Raw genomic sequence first — 13,083 nt, 5'->3', positions numbered from 1 at the left:
CCGCAGCATGCTGGATCATCTGTTTATTTCCGTGAGCGATATCGAACGCTCCATCCGTTTCTACGAAGCCGCCCTGACGCCACTCGGTATTACTGTGCGGCATGACTACGACGGCAAGGACGGCCCACCCGGGCACCCCGACCTGAAGGGGTTCGGCGCCCATGGCCGGATATTTTTCTGGCTGCGCGAGGGCGTGGTGGAAGGGCGGGCCGTGCAGGTGGGCTTTGTCGCCCACAACCGCGCCGAAGTCGAAGAGGCGTACGCCGCCGCGCTGGTCAACGGCGCCACCGACAAGGGTGCGCCAGGTGCGCGCTTGCACTACGACCCCAACTATTACGCCGCCAACGTGCTCGACCCGGACGGCTACAGCCTCGAATTCGTCTACAAAAACTGGCAGCACACCTCATGAAGACATTGATGATTTACGGCGCCACCGGCTATACCGGGCGCATGGCGGCGGAACACGCAAAAAAACTCGGACTCAACCTGGTACTCGCCGGCCGCAACGCCGAACGCCTGGCTTCCCTGGCGGCCGAGTTGAACGCGCCATACCGTGTGTTCAGCCCCCAGGCCAGCCAATTGGAGGGTATCGACGTAGTACTCAATTTCGCCGGCCCCTTCGTGCAAACCGCCGAGGCCTTGATGCGCGCCTGCATCGCCAGCGGCACCGACTACCTGGACATCGCCGCCGAAATCAACGTGTATCGCCTGGCCGAGCAACTCGGCAGCGGGGTGGATGTCATGTTGCTGCCCGGCGTGGGCTGGGACGTGGTCCCCACCGATTGCCTGGTCAGGCATGTCGCCAGCCGCGTGCAGCAACCCCTGTCCGTAACAATCGCCTTGCAGGTTCCCGGTGCCATGTCCCGGGGTTCGGCCATGAGTGTGGGCGAGATCATTGGCGCAGGCGTGATGAGGCGCATCGACGGCCACCTGGTCGAGACGCCGGACGCCCAGCCACAGTCCCTGGACTTTGGCGACGGTCCGGTGCTGTGCGCTCCGCTGTCCTTTGGCGACCTGGTCACTGCCTGGCACTCCAGCGCCATCCCGACTATCGCGATGTTCGTGCATATCACCGGCGAGGCCTTTCCCGAAGGTGACCTGGCGCTGCTGCCCGACGGCCCCACCCAGGCCCAGCGCGATGCCCACCGTGCCCGCGCCGTGGCCGTAGTCACCGGCGCCGATGGCTCGGTGGCGCGCTCCGTCATCGAGACCGTCAACGGCTACAGCTACACCCCGCTGGCGGCCGTGGAAGCCGCACGCCGTGTACTCAGCGGCGAACTTCGCGCCGGCTTCGAAACGCCTGCAAAGCTGTTCGGCGTGGGTTTCGCCCAAACGATTGCCGGCACGCAGATCACTGATTACTGATGGCTGGTAATGAGCCGGTATGAGGCTCAGTGGCGGTGGCAGGAAAGCGACCGCCGATCCGCACCTTTCCAACCCTGATTGAATTTTCCCCGCACCCCGATGCTCTTCATTCTAGAAGCGTGTGGTTCTCAGCGCTCTTGCGGGGCCTCTTCTTCGGGAGGCCTGGTTGTATCGGACTTTGCGGAAACTGCCATCATGACGCTTCTTGCAGCGCTGTCAGGCCAGCCGGCCTCTATCACCCACTCGGCGCCCGGCCAGTACCATGGGCTGTATCAACAGCTCTATGCCGAAGTCCAGGGCGCGGAACAGGCGGCGCGGGACTTTCTGCGGGCGCAGCTGGCGCAGGTGCAGGACGCGCCCAGCGAACTGCCGCAGAGCCCCGAGCAACTGCCGGCCTGGATCGAACAGCGTTGCGCCGAGGTGGCCCAGGCCTACGCCGATTACCTGGAGCAACGCCAGCAAGGGCGGCCACGTCGCTACTTCCAGAACAAGGCCCATGCGCTGTATTTCCTGCAGCGCGTGGCCCCGACCAAACAGGTCGACGGCGCCTGGCTCAACGGTCTGCTGCGCTATTGGCAGGACCCGCGTTTCGACGGCCTGCTCACCACCTACCTCGAAGAATTGGGTGACGGTGAAGCTGCGCAGAACCATGTGGTGATCTACCGTAAATTGCTCAACGAATACGATGCCGACAGCGACGCCGGCCTCGAAGACGCGCACTACTTGCAAGGCGCGCTGCAGATGGCCCTGGGCGTGTTCGCCGAGGAATTCCTGCCGGAAATCATCGGCTACAACCTCGGCTATGAGCAGTTGCCCCTGCACCTGCTGATCACGTCGTACGAGTTGAGCGAGTTGGGTATCGACCCGTATTACTTCACCTTGCACGTGACCATCGACAACGCCAGCAGCGGCCACGCGTGCAAGGCGGCGCAGTCGGTGCTCAACCTGTTGCCGCTGGGCGAGGGCAGGGCAGACTTCTACCGTCGCGTGGCCGAGGGTTATCGCCTCAACGACCTTGGCCCGGGCACCACCGCTGTGATCAATGGTTTTCACCTGCAGGACGAGGTGGTGGCGATGCTTGAGCGCAAGCGAACATTTGGCCAGCACCTGCACTCTGACTACTGCCGCTTCGAAGGCAAGACCGTCAACCAATGGCTGGCGCAGCCGGGGCAGATCGGTGCCTTTCTCCAGGCCCTGCAAGACAAGGGCTGGATCAAGCGTCACCAGGACCCGGCCGACAGCCGTTTCTGGCAACTGATCGAGGGCGCGGGCGCGGCAATGTTCGGTGTATTCAGTGGCTACGAAAAACAGGTATTGCACGACTGGATCGCCGGTGACTGGATCAGCGGCCAGCGCGTGCCGCCCGTGCGGCCCGGACGCGGCAGCCGGTTCTCCCGCGAGCAGCATCGTCCTGCAGACCCGGACACCCAGGCGCTGGTCGAGTCGTTGTCGAACCTGCCCGATCATCAGCAGCTTCATGTACTGATCCCGTGGCTGTCAGCGCGACGCCATTGCACGCCCGCCGGGTTGTACGCAACCCGTCGCTTTATCCAACTGCGCGCGCGCTTGCGCTAAGGAATTCGCCTATGTCTGCACAACAACTCGCCGACCGCGCCCTGCTGAACCTGGGACGGGGGTTGAAAGAGAGCGGCTACCGTTTCATCACCCCGACGCCCCTGACCCATGAACGGGTGTTTCAACGCCTGGCAATGCCATTGGCGACGGACCTGCGCGACGTGTTCGGCTGGTCGATACCCTTTGGCAACGACCTGCTGCCCGAAGCCTTTCGTGAAGAATTGCAGCAGGCCGATGTCGTCGAAAAGCACGACGCGCTGTGGCGCAGTGCGGTGCGTTGGTCGAGCCTGGACGACCTGCTGTTTGCGCATTCCGCTTACCCCACCACGCAAGCCGACGCGGTGTTTTTCGGGCCGGACAGCTACCGCTTCGCCCAGGTGATCGAAGCCCATCTGCAACAGCGTTTCGAACCGATCAAACGCGCCGTGGACATTGGCTGCGGCGCCGGTGTGGGCGCATTGGTGATTGCCCGTGCGCGGCATGACGCGCAGGTCCTGGCGGTGGATATCAACCCGCGCGCCTTGCGCATGACGGCAGTGAATGCCGAACTGGCCGGGCTGGGCAACGTCAGCGCCTACCACAGCGACGTGCTGGCGAGCGTGGAGGGCGAGTTCGACCTGATCGTCGCCAACCCGCCGTACATGAATGATGACCGCCAACGTGCCTATCGCCATGGCGGCGGGACATTGGGGGAGCAGTTGTCGGTGCGAATCGCCAGCGAATCCCTGGGGCGCCTGGCCCTGGGCGGTAGCCTGGTGCTGTACACCGGCGTGGCGATTGTCGCGGGCCAGGACCCGTTCCTGGCGGCGGTCAGGCCATTGCTCGGCAGCGATGCCTACGCCTGGACCTACCGTGAACTCGACCCCGATGTGTTTGGTGAAGAGTTGGCCAAGCCCGGCTACGAACGTGTGGAGCGGATTGCCGTGGTCGCACTCACCGTCACCCGATTGCGCTGACGGCGATGCTCACCTTCGGGATCGAGGAGGCATATTTCATCACCGACCTGCACACCCGGCGTCTGGGCGTGCCCGTTTACGTCTGACGCGATCAGGCGGCTTGTGGCTGCAAGTGCAGTGCGCCGTCTACATCCTTGACCAACTCACTGGCCACGAACAACGGCACCAGGCGCTTGTGCAACTGCGGCTCGACAAAGTCCTTCACCGTGTCGAGGGCCAGCACGCCGCTGAGCGGCAACTCGGTCTTGGAATACGACAGCCAGGCTTTCTTCAGCATCGCCAGCACGTCACTGCCCGCCGTGGAGGCGAATCGGCGGTGGGTGGGGCGGCCGTCGAAGGTGAACGTGTGCTGGAACGCATACCCGGTTTCATCGCCATGGCCGGCGGCGCAGCGCACGCAGGTGCAGGCGCCGTCACCGAACGCACTGCGCAGATAGGCGTTGAAGTCCACCACGGGTTTGAGTGACAGGCGCTTATCGACCTCGAACAGGTCCCCAGTCATTTTTTCGTCAGTGTTCAACGTCCATTTCCTCGCAGTGTTCGATAGCTTTTCAAAGCGCGGCACAATAACAGCCAGGCGCCCATTTGTGGGTAATTTGCATAACAATAGAACCCGATATTCTTTTCCTGTCTTAAAAATCGTGGCTACCCTCGCTCACCTTCTCAAAAGCGCGGCAGACCCCCATGACCCTCAAGCGTTCGTCCCTGACTCTCCTGGCGGCTTCCCTGGCTGCCGCAAGCGCCTTGCTCAGCCCGGGTGCCCAGGCCGAAGGCAAGATCAGCATCGCCCAGCAATTCGGTATCGGCTACCTGATTCTCGATGTGGTGCGCGACCAGAACCTGATCGAAAAGCACGGCAAGGAACAGGGCCTGGATATCAAGGTGGAGTGGAACAGCATTTCCGGCGCCACGGCCATGAACGAATCGTTGCTGGCCGGCGCCCTCGACGTGGTCTCCGCGGGTGTGCCGCCGATGCTGACGCTGTGGGACCGCACGAAAGGCAAGCAGAACGTCAAGGCCATCGCCTCCCTGGGGTCGATGCCCAACTACCTGCTGACCAACAACCCCAATGTGAAAACCCTCAAGGACTTCACCGAGAAAGACCGTATCGCGGTGCCTGCCGCCGGTGTGGGTTTCCAGTCGCGCACCTTGCAGATCGAGACCGCCAAGCAGTTCGGTGATGCCAACTACAAGAAGTTCGACGACATCTCCATCAGCCTGGCCCACCCGGACGCAACGGCGGCATTGATTGCCGGTGGTTCGGAGATCAACGCGCACTTCTCCAGCCCGCCGTTCCAGTACCAGGAATTGCTCAATCCGAATGTGCACAAAGTGTTGAGCTCCTACGACATCCTCGGTGGCCAGGCGACGTTCAACGTGCTGTACACCACGCAGAAGTTTCATGACGAGAACCCCAGGACCTATAAGGCGTTCTATGACGCGCTGGCCGAAGCCGAGAAGATCATCAAGGCCGACAAGCCGGCCGCAGCCAAGGCCTACATCCGCGTAGAGCAGTCGAAGTTGCCATTGGACCTGGTAGAGAAGATCGTCCAGGACCCGGAGATCGACTTCACCATCGTGCCCCAGCGTACCTCTATCTACGCCGAGAAATTGCAGGCGCTGGGCGTGCTCAAAAACAAGGCCGCGAGCTGGAAGGACTACTTCTTCGAAGAGGCCCACGGCGGCAACGGTAGCTGAAATCGAACACGGCTCAAAAGGTTGGAGCTGGCTTGCCTGCGATAGCGGTCTGCCAGCCCAAAAAATGCTGCTGATACGCCGTCATCGCAGACCAGCCAGCGTCGTCAGGACAATCAGCGGAAGAACTCGCCCGGGGTGGCATCGAACTGCTGCCGAAACGCATTGATAAACGCCGACGTCGACTCATACCCACACCCCAGCGCCACATCCGTCACCCGCTCGCCTCGTTCCAGGGCGGGCAGGGCGGTCAACAGTCGCAAACGCTGGCGCCAGGCTCGAAACGTCAGCCCGGTATCGCTCAAGAACAACCGACTGAGTGTCTTCTCGCTCACCCCCAGCTTCTGGCTCCACTGCCCCAGGGTTGTCTGTTGCTCCGGGTGCAGGTTCAGGCTGCGATAGATCTGCCGCAAACGCGGGTCCAGCGGCAACGGTAGCATCAGGTCCACCTGCGGCGCCGCCGCCAACTGGTCCAGCACCACCTGGGCCAGCCGGCCATCCGGCCCATCCTCGGCATATTCCACTGGCAGCTCGCTGAAGCTGCGGATCAGCTCGCGCAGCAAACTGCTCACTTCCAGCACATGACAGTGCCCGGCCGCCCATGTGGTAACGCTGCAGTCCAGGTACAGGCTGCGCATTTCGGTGTGCGGCGAGCTGTAGACCCGGTGCGGCACACCCGCCGGAATCCACACCGCACGCTGGGGCGGCGCCACGAAGCGGCCAACGCTGGTCTGGATCTCCAGCACCCCGGAAATCGCGTAGGACAATTGCACCCACGGGTGGCTGTGCCGGCGGGTCAGCGCGCGGTTGGGCAGCGATTCAGTGCGCCCGTACACCGGCCGTGGCAGGCTGGAAAGCCCCGGCACACTGCGGCGGACCGTCTTGTCACGTCCTTTAGGCGGCATTTACTGGCTCATTGGCGTTAGTCGGTAACAAGCCGTTACGTTAGAGTCGCCACGACGCTCTTGGCAACCCCCGGAAGATCCTGCTTATGACTCGCCCCCGCTTTCTGCCTGACAACTTCACCCTGACGCTGATCGCCACGGTGATCCTTGCCTCCCTGCTGCCTGCCAGCGGCCAGACGGCCGTGGCCTTCGGCTGGGTCACCAACCTGGCCATCGCGCTGCTGTTTTTCCTGCACGGTGCCAAGCTGTCGCGCCAGGCCATCGTCGCCGGCGCCGGTCACTGGCGCCTGCACCTGTTGGTGTTCAGCCTGACCTTTGTGCTGTTCCCATTGCTGGGCCTGGCGCTCAAGCCGGTGCTGTCGCCGCTGATCGGCAAAGATCTGTATATGGGCATGCTGTACCTCTGCGCCTTGCCGGCCACGGTGCAATCGGCGATTGCCTTCACCTCCCTGGCGCGGGGCAATATCCCGGCGGCGATTTGCAGTGCGGCGGCGTCCAGCCTGTTCGGCATCTTCCTCACGCCACTGCTGGTGACCTTGCTGCTCAACGTGCACGGCGAGGGCGGCTCGACCGTCGACGCGATCCTGAAAATCAGCGTGCAACTGCTGCTGCCGTTCATCGCCGGGCAGATCGCCCGTCGTTGGATCGGCGAGTGGGTGGGGCGCAATAAATCCTGGCTGAAATTCGTCGACCAGGGCTCGATCCTGCTGGTGGTCTACGGCGCATTCAGCGAAGCGGTCAACGAAGGCATCTGGCACCAGATCCCAGTGTGGGAACTCGGCGGGCTGGTGGTGGCCTGCTGCGTATTGCTTGCGCTGGTGCTGGTCGCGTCCACGGTGCTGGGCAAGGCGTGTGGTTTTAACCAGGAAGACCGTATCACCATTCTGTTCTGCGGCTCGAAGAAGAGCCTGGCGACCGGTGTACCGATGGCCCAGGTGCTGTTCGCAGGCGCAAGCATGGGCGTGCTGATCCTGCCGCTGATGCTGTTTCACCAGATCCAGTTGATGGTGTGTGCGGCATTGGCACAGCGCTATGCCAAGCGGCCCGAAAGCATTGCCCAGATGATGGGGCAGGTGGATCCTTGATCTACGTCACAGCCTTTGCCGAATAGCCTCAAGTAAACGCCCGGCGGGACGACTTAGTGGGTAAGAGCCCAGTAAGGAGTGTCGCCATGAGCATTAAAGGTATTTCGGTGTTTACCAGCCTGCTGTGCCTATGGGCGGGGGCGTGCAGTGCGGCGCAAACCGTCGGGCAGGGCACGATCGAGTTCAGGGGCAGCATCGTTGAGCCGGGGTGTGCGACAAATGCGCGCAGTGGCTCGGTCATGGAACTCAAAGGCTGCGCCCAGGCCAACCGCGGCAGCCGCCTGGATGTACGCAGCATGGCGCCGCAGGCCAGTGCCAACGCCGCCCATGTGCAACTGGTGGCAGACAGCGGCAGCGGACGTTACTACGACCAGCAGTATGTGCTGGTGGACAGCGCCGGCAAGCGGATTCGGTCGGGTAACTACGTGATCACCCTGACGGCGCCGTGAACCCTGGGGCGACGATCCGCATCAACAGCGGGGCCAGAAACCTATAGAATGCTCGGCGGCGGCGCTTGTCCCGGGTGGCCGCTCGATCACCGTCAGAGTACCGCGCCGTTCAATGAGTATTTCAGCCGCAACGCCCCAAGCCAATTGGCAACCGGTCATCGCCCTCGCGTTGGCCGCCTTTGTGTTTAATACCACCGAATTCGTGCCCGTCGGCCTGCTCAGCGCCATCGGTGCCAGCTTCGACATGCCGGTGTCCAGCGTCGGGCTGATGCTCACCATCTATGCCTGGATCGTGTCCCTGACTTCGTTGCCAGTGATGCTGCTGACCCGCAACATCGAACGGCGCAAGCTGCTGATCGTGTTGTTCTGCATGTTTATCGTCAGCCATATCCTGTCCAGCGTCGCCACCAGTTTTGGCATCCTGATGCTCAGTCGCATCGGCATTGCCTTGTCCCACGCGCTGTTCTGGTCGATTACTGCCTCCCTTGCCGTGCGGCTGGCGCCGGCCGGCAAACAGGTGCAAGCCCTCGGCCTGCTGGCCACCGGTACCTCCCTGGCGATGGTCCTGGGCATCCCCTTGGGCCGCCTGCTCGGCGAAGCCATGGGGTGGCGCACCACCTTCCTGGTCATCGGCGCCTTCGCCGCCGCGCTGGTGTTCTGGCTCGCGCGGACCTTGCCCTTGCTGCCGAGCCAGAACTCCGGCTCGCTGCGCAGCCTGCCACTGCTGTTCAAGCGCCCGGCGCTGGTGGCGCTGTATGTGCTCACCGCCATGACCGTGACGGCGCAGTTCACCGCCTACAGCTACATCGAACCCTTCGTCGAAGGCGTCGCCGGCATGAGCGGCAGCGCGGTGACCCTGATCCTGCTGGTGTTCGGCGGCGCGGGCATCATCGGCTCACTGCTGTTCAGCGTGGTGCACCGTTTCAATCCGCACCTGTTCGTGGTCGGCGCGGTGTTCATGCTGGCCGCGTGCCTGGCCTTGCTGTTGCCGTTGAGTGGCGCCGAATCCTACCTGGTGGGACTGAGCATCTTCTGGGGCATGGCGATCATGGGCTTCGGCCTGGCGATGCAATCCAAGGTGCTGGTGTTGGCACCGGATGCCACCGACGTGGCGATGGCGATGTTCTCCGGCATCTACAACATCGGCATCGGCGGCGGTGCGTTGATGGGTAGTTGGGTCGGCAGCCAGTTCGGCTTCGCCTGGATCGGCGCGGCGGGCGGGTTGTTGGCGGCGGTGGCGTTGATCGGGTATTGCCTGGCGATTCGCAAATTTGGGCAGGGCGTCGCGCGTGACTGAGCTGCGATCGATCGCTGTTTACTGACGGGCAACAGCGTCATCCGTTGTTGCGTGCCGGTGAGTGGTGCGTGCCTCACGTAGCCCGGCACGCCACGTTCAGCCATGGCCTTGGTGGGTACACCAGGGCGCACGGCTGGCTGAACGGCTGGGCAGGGCTATAGCGCAGCGAGGACTGCCTCGAGTTTTTCCTGGTCGCGGGCAAACTGGCGAATGCCTTCGGCCAGTTTCTCGGTGGCCATCGCGTCCTCGTTGGAGCCCCAGCGAAACTGCGCTTCGTTGAGGGTCTGGCGCGACTCGCCGGCAGCCCCCGGATTCAATTTGCGCTCCAGCACGCCCTGGTCTTCATCAAGCTTTTGCAGCAACTCCGGGCTGATGGTCAGGCGATCGCAGCCCGCCAGTTGTTCGATCTGGCTGAGGGTGCGGAAGCTGGCACCCATGACCACGGTCTTGATGGCGTTGGCCTTGTAGTAGTTGTAGATCCGCGTCACGGACTGCACGCCCGGGTCATCCCCACCGGTGTAGTCCAGGCCGGTGTTCTTGCGGTACCAGTCATAGATGCGGCCTACGAACGGCGAAATCAGGAACACCCCGGCATCGGCGCAGGCGGCGGCCTGGACGAACGAAAACAGCAGGGTCAGGTTGGTCTGGATCCCGGCCTTTTCCAAGCGCTCGGCGGTGCGGATGCCTTCCCAGGTGGAGGCCAGTTTGATCAGCACGCGGTCGCGGCCGACGCCGGCCTGGTCATACAACGCAATCAACTGGTTGGCCTTGGCCCACAGCGCCTCTTCGTCGAAAGACAGGCGCGCATCGACTTCGGTGGAAATGCGCCCCGGAATCGCCTTGAGAATGCCGCAGCCCACTGACACCGCAAAGCGATCACAGGCCAGGTCCACATCGCCCTTGGACAGGCTCACCGCACCGCGCAGCAACTCGGCATACTCCGGGATGGCAGCGGCCTTGAGCAGCAGGGAAGGGTTGGTGGTGGCATCCACCGGGCGCAAGCGGCTGATAGCTTCCAGGTCGCCGGTGTCGCAGACCACGGTGGTGAATTGCTTGAGTTGTTCGAGCTTGGACGTCATGAGCGGCGGTCTCCAGAAAAAGGTTATCGGTTGAGGGCCTGTGCGGTATCCAGATCGGTGATCAGGATGTCCAGGTAGCCGCCCTTCAGCGCGCCACGAATGGCCTGGACCTTGTTCAACCCACCGGCCAGGCCGAGCACACGGTGGATGGCGCGCAGCTTGGGCAGCGCCACCGACACGACGAATTCTTCATCCTCCTCGAGCACCGGCTTGCCCTGGGCATCGAAGTAACGCAGGCAGATATCGCCTACCGCGCCGCGTTCGGCCAGCAGGCGCAACATGTCTTCGGTGTAGTAGTTACCGCTGTTGCGCAGCAGTTGCGAAGGCTCAAGGTCGCCGATGCCGACAATCGCCAAGGTGATGCTGTCAAAGCGCTGCAGCACCTCCTTGACCTCTTCCATCTGCACGATGCGTTGCTTGCTCTCCACCGATTGCTCGATGCTTTGCGACGGCAGCAGAAACGCCGGGCAATTGAGCAGGGTCGCCAGGCGCTGGGTCAGCAAGGTGGCTTCAAACGCACCCTTGTGGCCGACGCCGCCCAACAGTTGTACCACTTCCTGGGCCGCCTGCTTGCCGGGTTGCGCATGCAAATGGCCAACCATGGCGCGGATGGTGCTGCTCCACGATGAAATCCCGATATGGTCCTGGGGCGACAGGCTGGTTTCCAGGTAATGGGCGGCGGCCGAACCGATGGCCTGCTTGATGCTTTCGTCATTGCCCGGCTCGGTGGCTTCCACCACGATCACCCGGCGCACGCCGTAGCGACGTTGCAGCTGGTTTTCCAGTTCCAGGTGCAGGCCCTGCAGGCGCATCACCGTGATCTTCACCACGCCTTCCTGCAGCGCCCGGCGCAGGGCGCGGCTGATAAAGGACTGGGACAGGTCCAGTTGCGCGGAAATCTCGGACTGCTTGAGCCCTTCTTCGTAATAGAGGCTCGCGATCTTGGTGATCAGGCGCTGTTCTTCGATCTGGCTCATGAAAGCCTCAGTTGTTGACACAATGGCCGTGAGGATACCAAACCCTTACGACATGATCAGGCCGCCGTCGATATTGATCGCCTGGCCGGTCAGGTAGGCCGCATCGTCCGAGGCCAGAAAGGCCACCAGGCCCGCGACATCCGAGGGTTTGCCGGCACGCCGCAGGGGGATGTTCTTGACCCATTCGGCCATCAACTCACCCTTGCTGTAGCGTTTCTCGTCGGTGCTGAGGATCTCGCCCCAGACCCGGTCGTTGTAGTCCCACATCTCGCTTTCGATGATGCCCGGGCAAAACGCATTCACCGTGATGTTATGCCGCGCCAACTCCAGCGCCAGGCTCTGGGTAATGCCGATCACGCCCATTTTGCTCGCGGCGTAGTGCGGCGTGTAGATAAAGCCTTGGCGGCCCTGGCCGGAGGACGTGTTGATCAGCCGCCCGCTGCCTTGCTTGACCATGTACTTGGCCGCCTCCCGGCAGCCGAGCCACACGCCGGTGGTGTTGACCTGCAGCACCTTGTCGAAATCGGCGCGGGGCATCTTGTCGTAGTGGTCGATGGTGATGATGCCGGCGTTCTGCACCGACACGTCGATACTGCCAAAGCGCGCGTGGCCCTCGCGGTAGAGCTTTTCGATGTCGTCTTCACGGGTGACGTCAATGGCCAGGGCCAGGGCGTCGACGCTGTATTCCTGGGCCAGTTGGTCGGCGGTGAAGGTCACGCGTTCAAGGTCATTGGACGCCAGGACCAGGTTGGCGCCTTCCTGGGCGAAGCGCTCGGCAATGCCGGCGCCGATACCACGGCAGGCGCCGGTGATCACTACAGTTTTACCGCCGAATCGTTGCGACATGACAAGGGTTCCCATGGTTACCAGCAGACAAAGCCGCCATCGACCAGCAGGTCGACACCGGTGCAGAAGGACGAGGCCTGGCTGACCAGGAAAATCGCCGGGCCGACCATTTCTTCCACGCTGGCCATACGACCCATGGGCGTGGTCTGTTCAAAGATTTTCACCTGGTCGGCGACTTCCGGGCGCGAATTCATCGGCGTGGCGGTGTAGCCGGGGCTGATGCAATTGACCCGCAAGCCCTTGTCGGCCCATTCCATCGCCAGGCTTTTGCTCAGGTGTATCACACCGGCCTTGGAGGTGTTGTAGTGCGCTTGAAGCAAGCCACGGTTGACGATGCTGCCGGACATCGAGGCGATATTGACGATGGCGCCTTTGCCCCGGGGCAACATCACTGCCGCCTGGGCCTGGCAACTGAGGAAGATGCCCGTGAGGTTGATGTCCAGGGTGGTCTGCCAGCGTTGCAGTTCCAGGTCCTCGGCCGCCTGGGCATTGGCGATGCCGGCGCAGTTGACGGCGACGCTCAATTCGCCGAGTTCCGCTTCGGTACGCGCAACGGCGGCGTCGAGGGCGCCGCGTTCGGTGACGGTGCCGCTCAAGGCCAGGGCGCGACGGCCCAGGGCCTGGATGCGTTCTACAGTGCTGCTGATACCCGGGCTGCCGGGCAGGTCAAAACATGCTACATCCGCGCCGGCTTCGGCGAGCCCGACGGCGATGGCCTGGCCGATGCCGCTGCCGGCGCCGGTGACGAAGGCTACTTGGCCCTGAAGACTAAAAAGCTGCATGAATTTCTCCCTTCTTGAAATCACGGTCGATCCCCTGTGGGCGCAGGCAAGCCAGCGCCTACATTTGATCTG

At 62.9% G+C, this 13,083-nt stretch carries 14 protein-coding genes; 8 read left to right on the top strand and 6 right to left on the bottom strand.

What is annotated here, in order from left to right; genetic code table 11:
* Window positions 1-7 precede the first annotated feature (7 nt).
* The 4 genes from ATH90_RS16400 (at window position 8) to ATH90_RS16385 (ending at window position 3,896) form a co-directional block, all read left to right on the top strand.
* Window positions 8-409 carry a VOC family protein gene (locus ATH90_RS16400; RefSeq protein WP_098466804.1) on the top strand — a complete coding sequence of 134 codons (402 nt, stop codon included), beginning with the start codon at window positions 8-10 and terminating at the stop codon, window positions 407-409.
* Window positions 406-1,365, top strand: coding sequence for a saccharopine dehydrogenase family protein (locus ATH90_RS16395; protein ID WP_098466803.1), 960 nt, complete (start codon window positions 406-408; stop codon window positions 1,363-1,365). Before ATH90_RS16400 ends, ATH90_RS16395 begins: the two co-directional genes overlap by 4 nt.
* Window positions 1,366-1,560: 195 nt before the next feature.
* Complete coding sequence (locus tag ATH90_RS16390) at window positions 1,561-2,940, top strand: iron-containing redox enzyme family protein (RefSeq protein ID WP_098466802.1); 1,380 nt, start codon at window positions 1,561-1,563, stop codon at window positions 2,938-2,940.
* 11 nt (window positions 2,941-2,951) lie between these two features.
* A complete protein-coding gene (locus tag ATH90_RS16385; RefSeq protein ID WP_098466801.1) occupies window positions 2,952-3,896 on the top strand; it encodes a N5-glutamine methyltransferase family protein in 945 nt (314 codons plus the stop codon).
* Window positions 3,897-3,987: 91 nt separating this feature from the next.
* Here ATH90_RS16385 and ATH90_RS16380 read toward each other — a convergent pair whose 3' ends face one another.
* Entirely contained in the window at window positions 3,988-4,416 is a 429-nt protein-coding gene (locus tag ATH90_RS16380) for a hypothetical protein (RefSeq protein ID WP_034106593.1), read from the bottom strand.
* Between the two features lie 164 nt (window positions 4,417-4,580).
* Between ATH90_RS16380 and ATH90_RS16375 the strand changes: the two genes are divergently transcribed.
* The gene (locus tag ATH90_RS16375; protein ID WP_034106591.1) at window positions 4,581-5,594 is read left to right on the top strand and encodes an ABC transporter substrate-binding protein; all 1,014 of its coding nucleotides are present in this window, start codon (window positions 4,581-4,583) and stop codon (window positions 5,592-5,594) included.
* A gap of 113 nt (window positions 5,595-5,707) precedes the next feature.
* Here the strand turns inward: ATH90_RS16375 and ATH90_RS16370 are convergent, their stop codons facing one another.
* Window positions 5,708-6,496 carry an AraC family transcriptional regulator gene (locus tag ATH90_RS16370; RefSeq protein WP_098466800.1) on the bottom strand — a complete coding sequence of 263 codons (789 nt, stop codon included), beginning with the start codon at window positions 6,494-6,496 and terminating at the stop codon, window positions 5,708-5,710.
* An 86-nt stretch (window positions 6,497-6,582) separates the two neighbouring features.
* On the opposite strand from ATH90_RS16370, the gene ATH90_RS16365 reads away from it, so the two are divergent.
* The 3 genes from ATH90_RS16365 (at window position 6,583) to ATH90_RS16355 (ending at window position 9,327) form a co-directional block, all read left to right on the top strand.
* On the top strand, window positions 6,583-7,581 hold the full coding sequence (locus ATH90_RS16365) for a bile acid:sodium symporter family protein (RefSeq protein ID WP_098466799.1): 999 nt from the start codon (window positions 6,583-6,585) through the stop codon (window positions 7,579-7,581).
* An 86-nt stretch (window positions 7,582-7,667) separates the two neighbouring features.
* Window positions 7,668-8,030 (top strand): type 1 fimbrial protein, encoded by a 363-nt coding sequence (locus tag ATH90_RS16360; RefSeq protein ID WP_034106585.1) that lies wholly within the window; start codon window positions 7,668-7,670, stop codon window positions 8,028-8,030.
* 112 nt (window positions 8,031-8,142) lie between these two features.
* Complete coding sequence (locus tag ATH90_RS16355; protein WP_034106583.1) at window positions 8,143-9,327, top strand: sugar transporter; 1,185 nt, start codon at window positions 8,143-8,145, stop codon at window positions 9,325-9,327.
* 155 nt (window positions 9,328-9,482) lie between these two features.
* On the opposite strand, the gene tal is transcribed toward ATH90_RS16355, so the two are convergent.
* From tal to ATH90_RS16335, 4 genes are read right to left on the bottom strand one after another with little or no spacing between them, the layout of a single operon-like run.
* Window positions 9,483-10,406 carry a transaldolase gene (tal, locus tag ATH90_RS16350; protein ID WP_034106581.1) on the bottom strand — a complete coding sequence of 308 codons (924 nt, stop codon included), beginning with the start codon at window positions 10,404-10,406 and terminating at the stop codon, window positions 9,483-9,485.
* A gap of 23 nt (window positions 10,407-10,429) precedes the next feature.
* Window positions 10,430-11,383: a sugar-binding transcriptional regulator gene (locus tag ATH90_RS16345; RefSeq protein ID WP_034106579.1), complete on the bottom strand. Its 954-nt coding sequence runs from the start codon at window positions 11,381-11,383 to the stop codon at window positions 10,430-10,432.
* A gap of 45 nt (window positions 11,384-11,428) precedes the next feature.
* Complete coding sequence (locus ATH90_RS16340; RefSeq protein ID WP_098466798.1) at window positions 11,429-12,229, bottom strand: glucose 1-dehydrogenase; 801 nt, start codon at window positions 12,227-12,229, stop codon at window positions 11,429-11,431.
* A gap of 17 nt (window positions 12,230-12,246) precedes the next feature.
* Window positions 12,247-13,011: an SDR family oxidoreductase gene (locus ATH90_RS16335; protein WP_034106575.1), complete on the bottom strand. Its 765-nt coding sequence runs from the start codon at window positions 13,009-13,011 to the stop codon at window positions 12,247-12,249.
* Window positions 13,012-13,083: the final 72 nt, after the last annotated feature.

The organism is Pseudomonas lurida, assembly GCF_002563895.1.
GTDB classification, from domain to species: Bacteria; Pseudomonadota; Gammaproteobacteria; order Pseudomonadales; family Pseudomonadaceae; genus Aquipseudomonas; species Aquipseudomonas lurida.
Note: the sequence above shows the minus strand (reverse complement) of the source record. Positions and strands in the feature narration are given on the sequence as shown.

Coding starts and splice junctions, on each gene's coding strand:
- ATH90_RS16400 (WP_098466804.1), top strand. CDS start 8: ATGCTGGATCATCTGTTTATTTCCGTGAGCGATATCGAACGCTCCATC.
- ATH90_RS16395 (WP_098466803.1), top strand. CDS start 406: ATGAAGACATTGATGATTTACGGCGCCACCGGCTATACCGGGCGCATG.
- ATH90_RS16390 (WP_098466802.1), top strand. CDS start 1,561: ATGACGCTTCTTGCAGCGCTGTCAGGCCAGCCGGCCTCTATCACCCAC.
- ATH90_RS16385 (WP_098466801.1), top strand. CDS start 2,952: ATGTCTGCACAACAACTCGCCGACCGCGCCCTGCTGAACCTGGGACGG.
- ATH90_RS16375 (WP_034106591.1), top strand. CDS start 4,581: ATGACCCTCAAGCGTTCGTCCCTGACTCTCCTGGCGGCTTCCCTGGCT.
- ATH90_RS16370 (WP_098466800.1), bottom strand. CDS start 6,496: ATGCCGCCTAAAGGACGTGACAAGACGGTCCGCCGCAGTGTGCCGGGG.
- ATH90_RS16365 (WP_098466799.1), top strand. CDS start 6,583: ATGACTCGCCCCCGCTTTCTGCCTGACAACTTCACCCTGACGCTGATC.
- ATH90_RS16360 (WP_034106585.1), top strand. CDS start 7,668: ATGAGCATTAAAGGTATTTCGGTGTTTACCAGCCTGCTGTGCCTATGG.
- ATH90_RS16355 (WP_034106583.1), top strand. CDS start 8,143: ATGAGTATTTCAGCCGCAACGCCCCAAGCCAATTGGCAACCGGTCATC.
- tal (WP_034106581.1), bottom strand. CDS start 10,406: ATGACGTCCAAGCTCGAACAACTCAAGCAATTCACCACCGTGGTCTGC.
- ATH90_RS16345 (WP_034106579.1), bottom strand. CDS start 11,383: ATGAGCCAGATCGAAGAACAGCGCCTGATCACCAAGATCGCGAGCCTC.
- ATH90_RS16340 (WP_098466798.1), bottom strand. CDS start 12,229: ATGTCGCAACGATTCGGCGGTAAAACTGTAGTGATCACCGGCGCCTGC.
- ATH90_RS16335 (WP_034106575.1), bottom strand. CDS start 13,011: ATGCAGCTTTTTAGTCTTCAGGGCCAAGTAGCCTTCGTCACCGGCGCC.